The 16033-nt window shown below is 62.5% G+C and carries 15 protein-coding genes and 1 pseudogene; 5 read left to right on the forward strand and 11 right to left on the reverse strand.

What is annotated here, in order from left to right:
* Position 1: 1 nt before the first annotated feature.
* From KF886_24775 to KF886_24790, 4 genes and pseudogenes are all read right to left on the reverse strand, one after another.
* Positions 2-3772, reverse strand: coding sequence for a CoA activase (locus KF886_24775; protein ID MBX3180574.1), 3771 nt, complete (start codon positions 3770-3772; stop codon positions 2-4).
* Between the two features lie 155 nt (positions 3773-3927).
* Positions 3928-5688: an activator of (R)-2-hydroxyglutaryl-CoA dehydratase gene (locus KF886_24780; protein MBX3180575.1), complete on the reverse strand. Its 1761-nt coding sequence runs from the start codon at positions 5686-5688 to the stop codon at positions 3928-3930.
* A gap of 291 nt (positions 5689-5979) precedes the next feature.
* Entirely contained in the window at positions 5980-6387 is a 408-nt protein-coding gene (locus KF886_24785) for a hypothetical protein (protein ID MBX3180576.1), read from the reverse strand.
* A gap of 153 nt (positions 6388-6540) precedes the next feature.
* A pseudogene (locus KF886_24790) lies at positions 6541-6855 on the reverse strand (DUF1559 domain-containing protein).
* A 372-nt stretch (positions 6856-7227) separates the two neighbouring features.
* Here KF886_24790 and KF886_24795 point away from each other — a divergent pair.
* The 4 genes from KF886_24795 to mdh all read left to right on the forward strand — a co-directional run bounded on the left by KF886_24795 (position 7228) and on the right by mdh (position 11131).
* Positions 7228-7890 carry an SIS domain-containing protein gene (locus tag KF886_24795; GenBank protein MBX3180577.1) on the forward strand — a complete coding sequence of 221 codons (663 nt, stop codon included), beginning with the start codon at positions 7228-7230 and terminating at the stop codon, positions 7888-7890.
* A gap of 429 nt (positions 7891-8319) precedes the next feature.
* On the forward strand, positions 8320-9756 hold the full coding sequence (locus tag KF886_24800) for an MBOAT family protein (GenBank protein ID MBX3180578.1): 1437 nt from the start codon (positions 8320-8322) through the stop codon (positions 9754-9756).
* A gap of 13 nt (positions 9757-9769) precedes the next feature.
* Positions 9770-9976, forward strand: a complete 207-nt coding sequence (locus KF886_24805) for a hypothetical protein (GenBank protein MBX3180579.1) — start codon at positions 9770-9772, stop codon at positions 9974-9976.
* 204 nt (positions 9977-10180) lie between these two features.
* On the forward strand, positions 10181-11131 hold the full coding sequence (mdh, locus tag KF886_24810; protein ID MBX3180580.1) for a malate dehydrogenase: 951 nt from the start codon (positions 10181-10183) through the stop codon (positions 11129-11131).
* A gap of 184 nt (positions 11132-11315) precedes the next feature.
* Here the strand turns inward: mdh and KF886_24815 are convergent, their stop codons facing one another.
* From KF886_24815 to KF886_24825, 3 genes are all read right to left on the reverse strand, one after another.
* A complete protein-coding gene (locus KF886_24815; GenBank protein MBX3180581.1) occupies positions 11316-11600 on the reverse strand; it encodes a HigA family addiction module antidote protein in 285 nt (94 codons plus the stop codon).
* Between the two features lie 9 nt (positions 11601-11609).
* Positions 11610-11888 carry a type II toxin-antitoxin system RelE/ParE family toxin gene (locus KF886_24820; GenBank protein MBX3180582.1) on the reverse strand — a complete coding sequence of 93 codons (279 nt, stop codon included), beginning with the start codon at positions 11886-11888 and terminating at the stop codon, positions 11610-11612.
* Between the two features lie 124 nt (positions 11889-12012).
* Positions 12013-12426, reverse strand: a complete 414-nt coding sequence (locus KF886_24825; protein ID MBX3180583.1) for a hypothetical protein — start codon at positions 12424-12426, stop codon at positions 12013-12015.
* Between the two features lie 298 nt (positions 12427-12724).
* Here KF886_24825 and KF886_24830 point away from each other — a divergent pair, with 298 nt between their 5' ends.
* A complete protein-coding gene (locus KF886_24830) occupies positions 12725-13024 on the forward strand; it encodes a zinc ribbon domain-containing protein (protein ID MBX3180584.1) in 300 nt (99 codons plus the stop codon).
* A gap of 182 nt (positions 13025-13206) precedes the next feature.
* On the opposite strand, the gene KF886_24835 is transcribed toward KF886_24830, so the two are convergent.
* The 4 genes from KF886_24835 to KF886_24850 form a co-directional block, all read right to left on the reverse strand.
* Entirely contained in the window at positions 13207-13620 is a 414-nt protein-coding gene (locus KF886_24835; GenBank protein MBX3180585.1) for a PIN domain-containing protein, read from the reverse strand.
* The gene (locus KF886_24840; protein MBX3180586.1) at positions 13617-13826 is read right to left on the reverse strand and encodes a hypothetical protein; all 210 of its coding nucleotides are present in this window, start codon (positions 13824-13826) and stop codon (positions 13617-13619) included. Before KF886_24840 ends, KF886_24835 begins: the two co-directional genes overlap by 4 nt.
* A 67-nt stretch (positions 13827-13893) precedes the next feature.
* Positions 13894-15006, reverse strand: coding sequence for a hypothetical protein (locus tag KF886_24845; protein ID MBX3180587.1), 1113 nt, complete (start codon positions 15004-15006; stop codon positions 13894-13896).
* Positions 15007-15172: 166 nt separating this feature from the next.
* Positions 15173-15955, reverse strand: coding sequence for a glycerophosphodiester phosphodiesterase (locus tag KF886_24850; protein MBX3180588.1), 783 nt, complete (start codon positions 15953-15955; stop codon positions 15173-15175).
* Between the last annotated feature and the right edge of the window lie 78 nt (positions 15956-16033).

A 16033-nucleotide genomic window follows, 5' to 3' on the forward strand; every position in this document is an offset into this window, starting at 1 on the left:
CCTATGAAGCGGCCGCCATGGCGCGCTCGGGGTGCCGGAGATCCTCATCATATGCGGCGAGATCCGCCTCGATTTTGGCGATCTTTTCGGCCCGCGCGATCATATCCTCCCGGTAGCGCTTGAGGAAGTAGCCGATGGTTTCCACGCGGATCTTGATGGCTCCGGCGGGCTTGTTCTCGTCGATGTCCTTGAAGTAGAAGAAGGGCGTGCCGGAGTTTTCGACGATTTCCTCGATCACGGTGTAGATGGGGGCGTCGTGGCCGCACTTGAAGTTGCTCAGTTCGAGGGCGACGAGGTTGGGGTGGCGGGCGACATATTTCGCGGCCCATACCTTGCGGGAGGTGTTTTCCGAGTAGCTGTTTTTCCAGACATCGGCGATATCGAAGCCGCTGTCGATTTCGCCGCGGGCGATTTCGTCGCCGAAGAGGCGATCGATGATGTCGCTGTCGATGGGAAGGCTGTCCTGGGTGAAGACGGGGTAGCCGAGCTTCTGGAACTCGTCCATGATTTCGTGGTTGATGCCGGGGTCGTTGTGGTAGGGGCGCGCGAGCAGGACGATGCCGAGGCGCTGTTCGCGCTCGAGGGTGTCGAGCATGGCGCGGGCCTCGTCCCGCCGGGCCTGGTAGAAATCGGCCAGGGCCTTCAGGCCGGCGTCGGTGGCGCGGCGTGCTTCGGGCATGGAGAGCCCGAGTTCCGCGCCCCAGTCCTCGTACATTTGCTTTGCGCAGAGGGCGGGATTGTCCATGTTCAGGAAGGTCTTCTTGTAGACGATGCCCTTTTCCGCGAAGAGGTCGCGCTCCTTGATGAAGGCGGCGTGCACGGCTTCCGGGGTAGCGGTGACGGTGGGGCAGGCGCGGCTTCCGAGGATGTTTTCCAGCCAGGTGGGGAAGGAGTCGACCATCGGGAAGAGGATGTAATCCAAGGGTTTCTTCGGGGTGTGCTTGTGGTAGAGCAGGTTGTGGACGTGGGGTATGCCGACCTTGCTGGGGAAGCAGGGGTCGATGGAACCGCGCTTGGCGCCTTCCTTGTAGAGCCCTTCGCTGGTGAAGTCGGACCAGACGAGGTTGCGATCGCGGATGCCGAGGCTCTGGAAGAAGGCCATGAAGAAGGGGGCCTGGGAGTACATGTTGAGGGCTTTGGGCATGCCGATGCGTATGCTCCCGCGGCGATCCATGGCGGCGCGGCGGGCCTGGATGGCCGCGCGCCGGCGGCCGCGCGCGTACCATCGGGCGGCGGGCGGCGGGTCGGCCAGGTTTTCCACGGTGACCGGCATGAAGGCCTTCACCGCGGAGCGATCGACGAGGTTGGGGTATTTTTCCTTCAGGGTGTCGAGCCCCTTCTTGATCTGTTTCATGTCGTTGACGTCTTCGACCGTGCCCTTTTCGCAGGTGGCGATGATGAGGCGCTGTTCGTCTTCCGCCAGGGGGACTTTCGACTCGAAATCCGGGGACTTTTTCTCCTCCTCGCTCGCGCCGCGCTTCATCCGCGTGTGACTCACGGTTGAGGAGTTGAACTTCATCGTGTTCGCGTCGAGCGCGATGTTTGCGGCTTCCTTCGAGGCCGCGGACTTTACATCGATGAAGGTGCGGAGGCAGTTGTTCTTGCAGAAGTAGCAGCGCGTGTTCTCGTCGCGCGTGGTGCGGTATTCGATGGTGTGGACGGCGCCCATGCCGATGAAAGTGGTGTTGCGCCTGCGCTCGTTGTGGAGGCGGTGGGCCTCGAAGGCGGCTCCGATCGCACCGGACTCGCCGCAGTGCTTGTGCACGATGACGCGGGGATCGATGCCGGTGCCGTGGAAGCGGCTGGTGATGAAGTCGGCCTGCGCCTTCACGGCGGCCATATTGTTCTGGGTGCCGCCCTGGAGGACGAAGGTGCTGCCGAGCTTGGGGAGGTTGGGGATCTGGGAGACGTAGAGCCAGATGTTCTTCGGGAGGACGTCGGCGAGTCCGGCCATGATCTCGGGGGCCTGCCAGCCCTGGCGCTGGAAGTCGACGATGTCGGACTGCATGAATACGGCGCATCCGTAGCCGAATTCCGGCATGGCCTCGGCCTGGAAGGCCACATCCGCGTAGCGCCGTACGTCCACGCCGAAATCCTGGGCGGTGCTCTGGAGGAAGTAGCCGTTGCCCGCCGAACACTGCGTGTTGAGCTTGAAATCCTTGACGGCTCCGTTGCGCAGGATAATGACCTTGATGTCCTGGCCGCCCACGTCGCAGATGACGTCGGCGTCGGGGTAGAAGTGGAGGCCGCTTTGCGTGTGCGCCACGGTTTCGACGAGCGCGACGTCGGCGTTGAGCACGTCCTTCAGGACGTCCTTGGCGTAGCCGGTTGTGCCGACGCCGAGGACTTTCAGCTTGCAGCCCTGATCGTGGATTTTGGCTTCGAGCTGGGCGAGGACGTCCATCGTGTCTTCGATGGGGTTGCCGTTGGAGAGCTGGTAGACCTTGGCGAGGATTTCCTTGTCGCGTCCGATGAGGACGGCCTTGGTGCTGGTGGAGCCGCCGTCGATGCCGATGTAGCCCTCGACTTCCGAGCCGGGCGCGAAGGCGGCGGGCTCCCAGGGCTCGACGGTGTAGCGCGCGTAGAAGCCGTCCAGCTCCTCGGAGGTTTTCACGAGGCCGGTGCGTCCGGCGGCTTTCTTTTCCTCGACACGACCGACGTCGAGATACCACCGCAACTGATCCGTTCCCTGGTAGGCGCCGGTGTTCGCGTCGTCCTCGATTTCGGACTTGCCGAACTCGACGGCGCCGATGGCCGCGAAGTACTGGGCATTTTCCGGGACCTTCACCAACTCTTCGAGGGGGCGGTCGGGAACGGGGACATTGCGCTCTTTCCAGATCTGGGGGATGTTGTGGCGCCAGCATTCGGCCATGCCCTTGACGTAGCAGTTGGGTCCGCCGAGGAGGAGGACATTGGGCAGGAGGGTGTGGCCGCGCGTGAGGACGGAGAGGTTCTGCTGGATGATGGACTCGAAGAGGGAGGCCATGAGTTCTTCGCGCGGGACGCCCTGCTTCTGGAGACCGTTGATGTCGGTTTCCGCGAAGACGCCGCACTTGCCGGCGACGGGGTGGAGCTTGTGGCCGACATAGCCCATCTGGCAGAGCTTTTCGGCGGGGATCTTGAGCTTGGCGTTGATCTTGTCGATGACCGCGCCTGTGCCGCCGGCGCATTTGTCGTTCATCGAGGGGATCTTCTTTTTGGAGCCGTTATCTTCGTTTTCCTTGAAGACGATGATTTTCGCGTCCTGGCCGCCCAGTTCGACGACGCTCATGACGTCGGGGTAGAGCTTTTCGACGGCGAGCGAGACAGCGTTGACTTCCTGTACGAAGCGCGCGCCGATGTGGCGCCCGACGCCGGCGCCGCCGGAGCCGGTGATGAAGACGCGGACGGCGTTGTGGGGCACGCCGGGCAGCGCCGCGCAGGCGGCCTGGAGCAGCTCAAGGCATTTCTCGGGCTGTTTGGTCTCGTGGCGCTGGTAGTCCTTCCAGAGGATTTCGTCGGTCTCGGGGTCGACCAGAACGGCCTTCACGGTGGTGCTGCCGACATCGAGGCCCATGAGGAGTCCCTGGGGGTAGCGTTCCGTGCCCTGGAACGGCGTGAATTCGCGGCGTGGGGCGCGGACCTGGGGGAGTTCCGCGGGTTTGGTTGCGCAGCCGCAATTGCCGCCGGACGAGCAGGAGGATTTGGGGAGTTCGGCGGGCGCGGCGGTGGCCGTGCCGCAGCTGCCTGTGCCGCAACTGCTGGAGCTGGTGGATGTGCTGCAACAACCCATGGGATCGATTCCTTGATTCGCGTAGTGACCGACGCGGTCGTGGAGGACCGCTTGTGTGGTTTGTCGTGTTTTACAGGGACAGCAGGGACGTCAGGGACAGCAGGGACGCATGCACCGGGCCGTCTCCGAGGCGTCCCGGTGGCGCGACCGCTCGCCTACACCACCGCCCGCGTTGCCGCGCCTTCCCGATCCACCTTCCATGCCCTGTCTTCCGCCATCCGTTCGCCGACATAGAGCACGAAATTGGCGGCGCGTCCGACGACGCCTTCGTAGTGCGGGAGTTTCTGGAAGGGCTTGCGGAAGTCGGGGTGGGCTTCGACGTAGGCGCGGATCTGGTCGATGGTGTAGCCGGAGCGTTTTACGCAGGCCTGGAACTCCTGTTTGGACTTGAGCTTGGCCTCACCGAGGGCCATCTGCGCGCGGCTGTGGGCGTTGACGTCGCCCTCGCCGGAGGTTTCGATGGGGATGAAGATCATGTCGGAGAAATGGGTGGTGACGGCGGCCTGGGCGCCGTCGGACTGTGCGGAGGGCATGCATCCGAAGGGCTTGAGGCTCATGACCATGTGGGCGAGGCTCTTGTTGGCGTAGTAGATGTTTTTGGCGACTTCGAGGTGGCCTTCGCCGCCGGCGGCCTTGCTGTTGTAGTAGGGGTGGCCCATGCGCTGGAGTTCGAGCTGGCAGACCTGCCGGTGGGCCGTGCCGCCGAGGGCCTTGCGGAGGCGCTCGTACTCGCGGTCGAGGAAGCGGCGGGCGATTTCGATTCGGGCGAGCTTCCAGCGGTTCCGAAGCCTGCCGCGGAGCGCGCCGAAGGGGCCTTTGGGATCTTCGAGACCCGCCTGGTCGGCGATTTTTCCGCGCGCCTGGTTGATGAGGTAGTTGATCCAGGTGGTGATGGTTTCCACGAGGACTTCGGCTCCCTGGGCTTCCAGGAATTCGAACATGTGGAAGTTGCCGTCGCCCTCGGTGGTCTGGGCCCAGAATTCGCCGGTGACTTTGCAGACGGGTCTGGGGCGGGTGAAGTCGACTTCGACGTTTTCGGCGATAATCCGGCAGGCCTCCGCCATGGTCTGGACGTAGAAGGGCTCCCAGCGTTGCTGCAGGATGCGGAGGCCGTCCTTTTCGCGGAGGCTTTTCGGCAGGCGCTTCCACCAGGCGGGCGCCGCGCCGATGCGATCGTTGGCGGTCTGGAAGGCGTCACAGATGTGATCCAGGGCGCGGTCGAAGGCGCGGTTGACCTGGCCGGGCTCGGCTTCGTAGGGCCGGAGCTGGTAGGCGACTTCGTTGAGGAGGTCGCCCATGACGATGGCGTTGAGGAGGCGCAGCGCGAAGGCCGCGTTGAACTCGAGCCCCTGTTCTTCGCCGACGGCCTGCTTGAGGCCGCCCTGTTGCTGGAAGAGGATAACGCGGAAGCCATCGAAGCCGCTGTTGCGGAGGGCGAGCCGGTATTCGGCTTCGTACATGCCGAATCGGCAGGGGCCGCAGCTTCCGGCGGTGACGAAGATGTAGTCGCGGAGAATGGCTTCGGTGGCGATGCCCTGGCGGTCGCGCAGATCCTTGAGGTAATTCACGAGGGCGCCCACGGTGAAGTAGGTGGGATTGCACTGGCCGTTGTTGCCGTATTCCTTGCCCGCCTGGAAGTCGGCCTTGCGCGGGGTGGGGATCACGGACATCCGGTAGCCCAGGGAGGTGAACGCGGCGTGGATGAGGCGCTCGTGCCGGAGGGTGAGGCCGCCATAGAGGATGGTCGTGGTGTCCCGCTCGGCTTTGGTGAAGGGGCGCTCCCCGGGGCGCTTGAAATGTTTACGCTTGTCGAGGTCGAGGCCCGCTTCGGCATAGCGGCGGCGGCGCTCCTTTTCGATTTCGAGGGCTATCGCGTCCGCGGTCGGGGCGCTCCCGGCGTAGTTGATCGTTTCCATGGCGTGATACCCCTCCTGCGTTGGAATCTGGCGACTGTCATTGTGCGCGGACAGGGCTGCCGGCGTGTGCGCGCGCGGTAGACCCGCCTGGCCTTGCCGTCTCCGGAGTAGCCCGCTCCGGGCGACGAGCGCGCGTTGCCGCCTGTCAACAGTTTTTATAACATAAGGCTCCCGGGATAACAAGGGTTTTGAGATAAAACGGCGCGGGGCCCGGTGAAATCACCGGGCCCCGCGGGGGTGGGGCGGCTCGGAAGCGCGCCCCTTTCTATGGTTACCAGAGGGTGGTCTGGATCACTGACCGGCGGCGGCCAGGGCGCGGCCGGCGCGGTTCATGGGGAAGTCGCCTTCGACGGCGTATTTGACGAAGGCCACGTGGCCGTCCATGTAGAGCACGTTGGAGCCGCCGGGGATGTGGTTATAGTTGAAGGCGTCTTCGGCAACGGCGTCATACATTACAACGATTTCGGACTGGGCTTTGGCGCTGCCGCCCGCATTGTTGATATCGGTGATGAAGAAGCGCTCGACGCCCTCGCGGAGGCGCATTGCGCTGCTGAATCCATTGACGGGCGTCGGGTTGCCACCGATGTCCTCCAGGTACCAGTCTTCCTCCACGAGGTCCGGAAAGCCGCCCACCATGTACTGGTCGTAGGCTTCAATGGCGAGGTCGAAGTTGTCGAAATCCGCGGTGGTGACGAACATGTTGGAGGTCAGGACGTAGCCGTAGTAGAGGTAGGGCTGCCCGGTGATCTCGCAGGTCTCCACGATCCTGTTGTTGCTGTAGCCGGCGACTTCGACCCACTGCGGAGCGCGCGACTGACCGGCGTCCCAGAGTTCCAGCGCGGTGGAGCCGGCGGCGTTGCTGGGGCATACGAGCGCGTTCCAGTCCGTGAGGTAGTCGGGGTAGGTCAGCGCGGCGTCGGGCGCGGCGTTGAAGGAGTGGGGATCGCCGTTGCAGTCATAGACCTGCATGGGCGGGTATTTGCCGCCTTTCGATTCGTTGGCGTACATCTTGAAGACGAGGCCGAGTTGCTTGAGGTTGTTCTGGCAGCTGCTGCGCCGGGCGGCTTCCCGGGCGCGTGCGAGGGCTGGCAGGAGGATGGCCGCCAGGATGCCGATGATGGCGATGACGACGAGTAGCTCGATGAGGGTGAAACCTTTTTTTTGCATGGTACTGCTCCATTTCGTTTGGGTCTTGGGGTTGATTGCGCTGTTGCGGCAAGCATTCGGGGCGCGTTCGCGGGTGGCCAGCCTGCGATGCGTCCGGTTTGCGCGGTACCCGTTTGGGCTGTACTTGGTCGCGTACCGCGCGGTGAACTTTCCGCTGTTGGTTTTTTTCAACTTTACGTTGTGGCCGTCGCACCGCGGGGAGTCGCGTCCACGTGAACCGTTCTGCGTGAACTTTAACTTAAATTCGCTGATTTGTCAAACCGTGTTTACGGTTTTACATGCGAAAAATGCGTTCGGGGTGCGCGGGGGTGCGCGAACGCGCTATACTTTGGCCGCTGAATCCGCCCATTGCCCCCGTGAAAGGACGCTCGAATGCCCGCATTGAATCCGCTCGAAGATGAAGTACTCCAAGGACTTCTGGACCGCCGCCCCGACCTGGCGGGCTGCCGGGAGGGGGTGTTGTCGCTGCATGCGGCGCTGGTGCGCTGTTATGACGGCGGGGGGACGCTTTTTACGTGCGGGAATGGCGGATCGAACGCGGACGCGCTGCACATTGTGGGGGAATTGAACAAGAGTTTTGAGCGGTTGCGCCCGTTGCGGCCGGAGATTCGGGAGAAGTTTCGGGGGCTGCCGTTCGGGGAGGAGCTGGCGGTGAACCTGGAGGCGGGGCTTTCCTCGCATGCGCTGGGCTTCAATGGGGCGCTGAAGACCGCGGTGGAGAACGACAATGCGATTCGGGACATTGCGTTTGCGCAGGAATTGAACGCGCTGGTGCGCCCGGGCGATGTGTTGCTGGCGATTTCGACGTCGGGGAACGCGAACAATTGCCTGATGGCGATGTCGACCGCGAAGGCGTATGGGGCGCTGGCGGTGTCGCTGACGGGTCCGAAGGGCGGCGCGATGGGGGAGTTCGCGGATCTGGCGATCAAGGCGCCGGGGGATTCGACGAAGGTGATCCAGGAAGCGCATATCGCGTTGTGGCATACGATGTGTTTGTTGATTGAGGTGCATTATTTCCCGGAGCGGCGGGTGTAGGGCGGGCTGGGCTTGCCGCGGAATGTCCGCGGCAGGGTTCATGGTGCGTTTCAAGCGGGGCCGTCATGTTGTAGGAAGACACCGATTTCCCGTCATCTCCACGAAAGTGGAGATCCAGTGACCGAGCGACCCAAACCGCGCGAACCCACTGGATTCCCACTTTCGTGGGAATGACGCCCTTTTGCCCAGCGACTCCTTTACAAGCCTGCGCGGCCTTCGGCAAGCGCCGCTGCCTTTGCCGCGGACACGAATGTCCGCGATCCTTTGCGCCTTCGGCGCATTCTCAGGAATGTCTGAGTTCCTGGTGCGCTGTTCCCGAGATGCTTCTGAAATGGGCGGTGGTTGTGTAGAATCTGGGCTTCAGACGATTGGAGTGTCCGCCGTTTTTTTGGAGGGCCGGGTTGACCGGCTCCGGGGATCGCGCCCGCCATGCTTTTTAATTCGATGCCGTTTTGCCTGTACTTTCCCGCGGTGGCGGGGGTGTACTTTCTGGCTCCGGAACGGTGGCGGTGGGCGTGGCTGCTGGCGGCGAGTTACGGGTTCTACATGGCGTGGGAGCCGGGGTATGTGGCGCTGCTGTGGATTTCCACGGCGGTGGACTATGTGGCGGCTCGGCGGATCGCGGCTTCGTCGGGGGGCGCGCGCCGGGTTTGGCTTGGGGCGAGCCTGACGGCGAATCTGGGTCTGCTGTTTTTCTTCAAGTACTACAATTTTTTTCGGGATAGCCTGGGCGCGGGGGCGCGGTCGGCGGGGCTTTCGCTGGAGCTGCCGTACTCCGATTTTCTGCTGCCGCTGGGGATATCGTTTTATACGTTTCAGACGCTGAGCTACACGATCGATGTGTATCGGGGCGAGCGTGCGCCGGAGCGGCATCTGGGTTACTTTGCGCTGTACGTATGTTTTTTTCCGCAGCTGGTGGCGGGTCCGATTGAACGGGCGTCGCGGCTGCTGCCGCAGCTCCGGCGGGCGCACGCGTTCGATTATGATCGGGTGTGCGATGGGCTCCGGCTGATGGCGTGGGGCTTTTTCAAGAAGATGGTGATAGCGGACCGGCTGGCGGTGGCGGTGGAGCGGGTGTACGCGGAACCGGGGGGGCATAGCGGGCCGGTGCTGCTATTGGCGACGCTGGCGTTTGGGTACCAGATCTACTGCGATTTTTCGGGGTACAGCGATATCGCGATCGGGGCGGCGCGGGTGATGGGGGTGGGGCTTTCCCCGAACTTCAACCGGCCTTATGCGGCGTCCTCGATTCGGGACTTCTGGCGGCGTTGGCACATGACGCTCTCGGCGTGGTTCCGCGATTATGTGTACGTGCCGCTGGGCGGGAACCGGAACAGCGCGGCGGGCTGGGCGGCGGCGATCCTGGTGGTGTTTGCCGCCAGCGGGCTCTGGCACGGGGCGAACTGGACGTTTCTGGTCTGGGGGCTCATTCATGGCGGGCTGCTGATTGCGGAACGGGGCGCGGTGGCCGTCGCGCCGGGGCTGGCGCGGATCCCGCATGCGTTGAAGGTCGCGCTGACGTTTTCGGCGGTGCATGTGGGGTGGATCTTCTTTCGCGCGGCGGACCTGGGGGAGGCGCTGGAGGTGGTGTCGGGGCTGTTGGGCGGTTGGGGGGAGGTGGCTGAGGCAACGTTCTGGGGGGCGGCGGTCCGCGCGCTGGGACTGGGCTGGGGGGAGGTCGTTCTGGTGTGCGTCGCGGTTGCGGTGGTGGAGGCGGTGCAGTATGCGGGGAGCCGGGCCGCGCTTCAGCCGTGGTTTCGCGCGCAGCCGGTGGCATTGCGCTGGGCAGCGTACACGGCGATCTTCTGGACGATTTTTTTGGCCGGGGTGTTTCGGCAGACGGAGTTTTATTATTTTGTGTTTTGATGGGGTGGACGGAGTGGACAGAGTGGACCCGCCTTCGGCGGGCAGGCCCGTGGACGGAGTGGACGGAGTGGACCCGCCTTCGGCGGGCAGGCCCGTGGACGGGGTGGACCCGCCTTCGGCGGGCAGGCCCGTGGACGGGGTGGACCCGCCTTCGGCGGGCAGGCCCGTGGGCGGAGTGGACGGGGTGGACGGGGTGGACGGGGTGGACGGGGTGGGGTGAGGGATTGGGGTCTGTAAATCGGGGTTTGCGTGTAGTACAATAGGGGGCCGTGATGCATGCGGCCCTATTGGGCGGCCGCGGCCGGCGCGCGTTGATCCCGCTTATCCCGAGATTCCCTTTGCGGGCGCGCTATTCACGCGATAACCCCCTACCGAGGCCCCGGGCAGCATTTGGCCGGGCCGCCGAACACGAAGGAGAAGGACCATGTCGGTTGGCAAGAAGTTCAAGATCGCATCGATCGGTGCGGGCAATGTGGGCGCGTCGGCGGCGCAGTACTGCCTGGAGCTGGAGCTGGGCGATGTCGTGTTGACGGACATTGTCGAGGGGCTGCCGCAGGGGAAGGCGCTGGACCTGACGGAGGCGGGCCCGATTCGGGGCTATAGCAGCCAGTGTGTCGGCACGAACGACTACGCGGACATCGAGGGCTCGGATCTGGTGATTGTGACGGCGGGGCTGCCGCGTAAGCCGGGTATGACGCGCCTGGACCTGCTGGAGAAGAACGGCAACATTATTTCGGGCATCTGCGAGAACATCAAGAAGTACGCGCCGAATTCGACGGTGATTATCGTAACGAATCCGCTGGACGTGATGGTGTACCTGGCGTATAAGAAGCTGGGCTTCCCGGCGGAGCGGGTGATCGGCATGGCGGGCTGCCTGGACAGCTCGCGGATGCGCTCGTTCGTGGCGATGGAGCTGGGGGTGAGCATGAAAAACGTGGACACGATGGTGCTCGGTTCGCACGGCGACGACATGGTTCCGCTGCCGCACTACACGACGGTATCGGGCATCCCGATCACGAAGCTGTTGCCGCAGGATCGCATTGACGCGATTGTGGAGCGGACGCGGAAGGGCGGCGGCGAGATCGTGGCGCTGCTGAAGACGGGCAGCGCGTACTACGCGCCGGCGGCGAGTGCGGTGCGGATGGCGCAGAGCATTCTCCGAGACGAGAAGCAGCTGCTTCCATGCGCGGCGCTGCTGACGGGGCAGTACGGCCTGGACGACATCTACATGGGCGTGCCGTGCGTCCTGGGCAAGAACGGCGTGGAGCAGATACTCGAGCTGGAAATCTCGGACGCGGATCGGGCTTCGCTGCACAAGTCGGCGGAGGAAGTGCGTTCGGGTATTGCGGGGCTTCAGGAGCGGGGCATCCTATAGGGAAGCTGCAAGACGTTTCTATTCGCCGCCCGCAACGTACCAACGTTGCGGGCGGTTCCATGTAGGGACTGACACGCCTCAATACCCCAGGCACCATGAAAAGCCCAACGCCAACAGCCGAACCCGCAAGGAAGCAACACACCCACGAGGCGTGGCTGTCCTGATCCCATCCCCGCGATGGGACCTATCGCCCCAACGGCACAACTTTCAAGTCCGCTCGCCGTTGCTCGGCCTGCCACAGGTCGTACTGCACCTGCTGATTCATCCAGCTCTCCGATGTCGTATCGAATGCAATGGACAGGCGCACCGCCATCTCCGGACTGATACCCGCGCGGCCGTTCAAAATGCTGGAGAGCGTTTTCCGGCTGACGCCCAGGGCCTTCGAGGCGTCCGTGACGCTAAGTCCGAGGGGTTTGAGGCAAAGCGCCCTCAGTATTTCGCCCGGGTGGGGCGGGTTGTACATCATCATCGTGTCACCTCAATGGTAGTCTTCGTAGTCCACGTGAATCGCGTCCTCACCGTCAAATTGGAAGGTAATCCGCCAATTTCCGCTCACGCGCACAGACCACGTGTCCAGCCGCGCGCCGCGGAGCCGGTGAAGATACAAGCCAGGTAAGTTCATATCGCTCGGGCCGGTAGATGCGTTCAGACGCCCCAAAATGAGGCGCAGCCGCGCCACATGTGCGGCCTGAACGCCCGACGTCACGCCGCTACGGAAGAATCGTTCCAGCCCTTTGTGTTTGAAGCTCGCGATCACAACCCAATTGTAACCCGGGTCGTTATGGGTTGCAAATATGCATGACGGTCCTAGTCTGGCTCCCGCTACAGCGCACCTGCGGGCTTTCGACCAGGTAGGCCTATGCTGGTGAGGGTTGCTGTGCTTATCTATCAAGCCAGAAGACAATCGATCCGACGTGTTCTCTGCCTCCCAGATCATAGGCATCATGGGCAGAAAGGTTGGAGGAGAGCCTGTCGTAGATGTGGGCCACTCGTTTCACCACTTCTTCGCGGCTGAAACAGATCCAAAGACTGGGCATATCGCTATTCGTAAAGGGTTCTATAATCTCTATTGCGGCGTCGCAATCCCTTTGCACGAGGCGTTCCATGGCAGCCTTAAACGCGTCACCGGAACGCTTTAGCATAGTATTCAGTCTTTTCTTCGTGGCCGGCTTCTGGCTCCGCCGTATGGCATCTTCGATTTGCATAGACGAGTATAGGATGACACACTCAGTGCCGCCTATTCCGAAGGCTTCCTCGGCCATGCTTCTGCCTATCTGGAGAAATTCTTCATCCATGGAACACTACCCTTTTCAGCTTCGACGGGTCTCTCTCCTAATGGTTTCCCGTATGCGCACGTCGCTCGCGAAACAGCGAGAAGCGAGCAATCCAGCCTGTGCACCAAGAACCGTTCCGGCCCTTTCGGCTTCTCCCCCAATTCTAGGCCGAGTTGTTGCAGGTCCCAGATTCCATCGTCATCCCGGAACATTGTCCTTGGCACCACTGCACCCCGCTCACGTATACTATAAGCGGAAAACTCAATCGTCAACCACCACAGGGCGGCCCTGCAACCCCGCCCCATAGAGGTTTCAAGAAATGCCCATTTACACCTACCAGGTGATTCACGATGACGGCACGGAGGGGGAGGTGTTCGAGTACAGCCACGGCATGAGCGAGCCGGCGCTGACGGAGCACCCGGAGACGGGGGAGCAGGTGGTGCGGGTGTTTCAGACGCCGCACATTGCGGGGAACAGCAACGAGCGCATTCAGAAGCAGAACACGAGCGACAAGAATCTGGAGCGGATGGGTTTTACGAAGTACGTGCGCAATGGCAAGGGCCACTACGAGCGCCACGTAGGGAACGCGGGCCCGGACCGGCTGCAGTCGACGGACTGAGCGTTTGGGGATTGGGACGGCGCGTTACTGTGTGGTTGTGCGGGAACGTGCCAGGCTCCTGGTCGCGCTGAGCGGCGCGGTGGGTCTGGTCATGGCAAAGCGTGACCGTGCATGGAACCGTGGCAAGGCGGAATTCTGATGTCAGATTGTGGGCGGCGAGAATGATCGTTGACAGGGGGGTATTACGACTGAATCCTTGCCAGGAAGTCGCTTGGCGTCGAAACGGGCACGTGCGAACTTGGGAAGTCTTTCGTATTTCGCGTGACAATGTAATCGCAGGACGCGAAGCGAGCGCATTGCGCAACGATTGCATCTTCGAAATCCACCATGGGAGCATTGAGCGCGCTGTCAAGGATTCGTCTGTCGCACGGGACGATCTCCAAGAACCCCAAGACCCACGTGATTGATTCTCGTGTTGTGTCCCTGTCCGCATACTTATTCAAGATATAGTACAAGGTTGGCACGGCATGCGCCGAAAAGTATCCGACCGCTCTGCCGGTAAGGCTGATATTCAGCGACATTGCCGAGTCGCGGTAGTGCGGCTGGCGAAACTGGAAGACGTCAAGGAGAATATTGGTATCGTACAGCACTTTCATCCGTGTTTCGATTCCAGCGCTTTCCTGTATTCTTCTTCTCCGTTCACGCTCCCGGGAATGATGCCTGTGAAGCGTATGATGTCGGGGTGCAGGTCTTCGGTGACTGCCGCGCCGATCAACTCCACCTTGACGATGGCCCCTTCGGGCAACTTAATCGCGTTTTCCAGTTCTATTTTGCCCTGTCTGACTTGTCCTTTATACGTCATCGATTGCTCCTTTTCGCTGTTATTGTACCACGGCTGCCGCCTGTGCGAATGGAGCGTTTCCCGCCTGCTACTTTCGCTTGTCGAGGCCCTGGGCGATGGCGAGTAGGAAATCGCGGTTGTCGGCCGTGAGGTAGCGCATGGCGCCGCCCATGCGGTTGAAGCTCTTGTTGTAGCGGAGGTAGTAGTCGGGGTTGTCGACCGGCGGTTCGCCCTGGGTCCAGTCCCAGTGGGATTCCTGCAGGTCGACGATGACCATGTAGTGGTTGTCGATGTGCTGGTTTTTCTGGATCGCGAGGTTCTGCGACATGGAGAGGGACTTCTCGAAGACCATGGGGGACATGACGGCGGACCCGATGCTCATGTAGACGCCGCCGTCGAGGTTGGCGACGTTGTGGGCGAAGGTGAGGAAGTCGCGCTCGGCGGTGCGGCCGATGCTGGCGCCCTGGTTCATGGGATGGACGTAGATGATGTCGTGCCCGATCATGGGGTGGCTGGTGAAGGGCACGCCGAGGCGCCAGGCGGCTCCCTGGAGTCCGTATTGCTTGAAGGGGTGCGGGATTTTCATGAATCCGGGGGGGAGTTCGAAACGTTTGACGACGTTGAGCAGGTCGCATGCGGCGGCCATGGCCTCGCCATAGTCCTGGTCGGCTCCGGTCAGGATTTCCTTGGTGAGCTTGTCGGCGGAGGGGATGTCGAGGCCCTGCCGCTCGACCATTTTGCCGACGGATTCGCCGTAGCCGAGGCCCTCGTAGGCGCCGACGACGATGGCGAGGTTCAGGTAGAATCCGGTTTCCCGCCATACGCCGAACTCGCCTCGGGCCACGTTTTCGCGGACGTCCTCGCTGCTGTGGCCCTGGAAGGCGAATTCCCAGTCGTGGATGATGCCGGCGCCGTTTGTGGCCAGGTGGGTGACCCAGCCGTCCTGCATGAGCTTGATGAAGACGGGGGCGAGACCGTTCTTGATGGAATGCGCGCCGAAGGTCAGCATGCGGGATTTGCCGGCTTCGCGCGCGGCCACGATACGGTTGATGGTCTCGTCGATGACCTTCTGTCCCTTATCGTCAAAGGGGCGGAAGGGGGCGTCGGGCGCGACGTGGTCCTTTTCGATGTAGACCTTGTCCTTGCGATCGCTGAGGGGCTTTATGTGGAGGGCATGCCGGTTGAATTGCGGGTAGGGCATGGTTTGTTGCCTTTATTTTGGGTGAGCTTTTGACATTGCCGATGCTTTACAAGCGCTATGAAGCGGGCTTTCAGCCCTCGTGCCTTTTCGAATCCCTCTTCCTGGTCAAAGGACCGAAAGGACATAAACGACTGAAGGATACGGGGGGCGCGAGAGATGTCCGGCGCTAATTGCCGGCGTTTTTGATGGTCTCCAGGGCCACATCGAGCACGTCGGTGAGGATATAGTCTACACCGGCCTTATGCAGGCGCGCTATCAGCGCGGGATCGTTCGCGCCGAACCAGTTGACGGTGACGCCGGCCTCATGCAACTGCTTGACCTCCGCCTCCAGGTTTTCGTGTCCATCGCGCTGGTGTAGCTGGATGAACTCGCATTTATGCTTAATGGTATCCGCGATATAGGCGGCGCGGTTTCCGGCCTGTCGCGACATGTTGCAGGTCTTGATTTCGGGGACGGCGGCGCGGGCTGCGGCGATGCTTTCGAGGTTTGTGGCGAGGAAGCACTGGTCGAGCCGGCCCATTTCCCGAATGAGCAGGGCGGCCTTTTGGGCCAGTTCCTCACCGCCCTTGAGGTGGACGTTGCAGAGGATATGCTCCGGAATGGCTTCCAGCGTTTCGCGCAGCGTGGGGACGCGCGTACCCCGGAAGTCCTCGGAGAACCAGGCTCCCGCGTCGAGCGCGCGGATTTCGGCGAAGGTGAGATCGGTGACTTTTCCCGAGCCGTCGGTGGTGCGGTCGACGGTGGCGTCGTGCATGATGACGAGTTCGCCGTCCCGGGTGAGCTCGACGTCGAACTCGATCTGGGGAACGCCTTTTTCGACGGCGGATTGGAAGGCGGGGAGGGTGTTTTCCGGCGCGGCGGCGACATCGCCACGGTGGGCGCAGAGGTTCGCGGCGGCCAGGGGCGCGAGGAGCAGCGCGAGGGCGGTGGTGATTGCTCGGATGTGCATGGTGGGGCTCCTTTGGGATTTCGGGCGGCCGGCGCCGGGTTGCAGGGACGGCAGGGACGGCAGGGACGGCAGGGACGG

It is taken from the genome of Candidatus Hydrogenedentota bacterium (genome assembly GCA_019637335.1).
In the GTDB taxonomy this organism is placed as follows: Bacteria; Hydrogenedentota; Hydrogenedentia; order Hydrogenedentales; family JAEUWI01; genus JAEUWI01.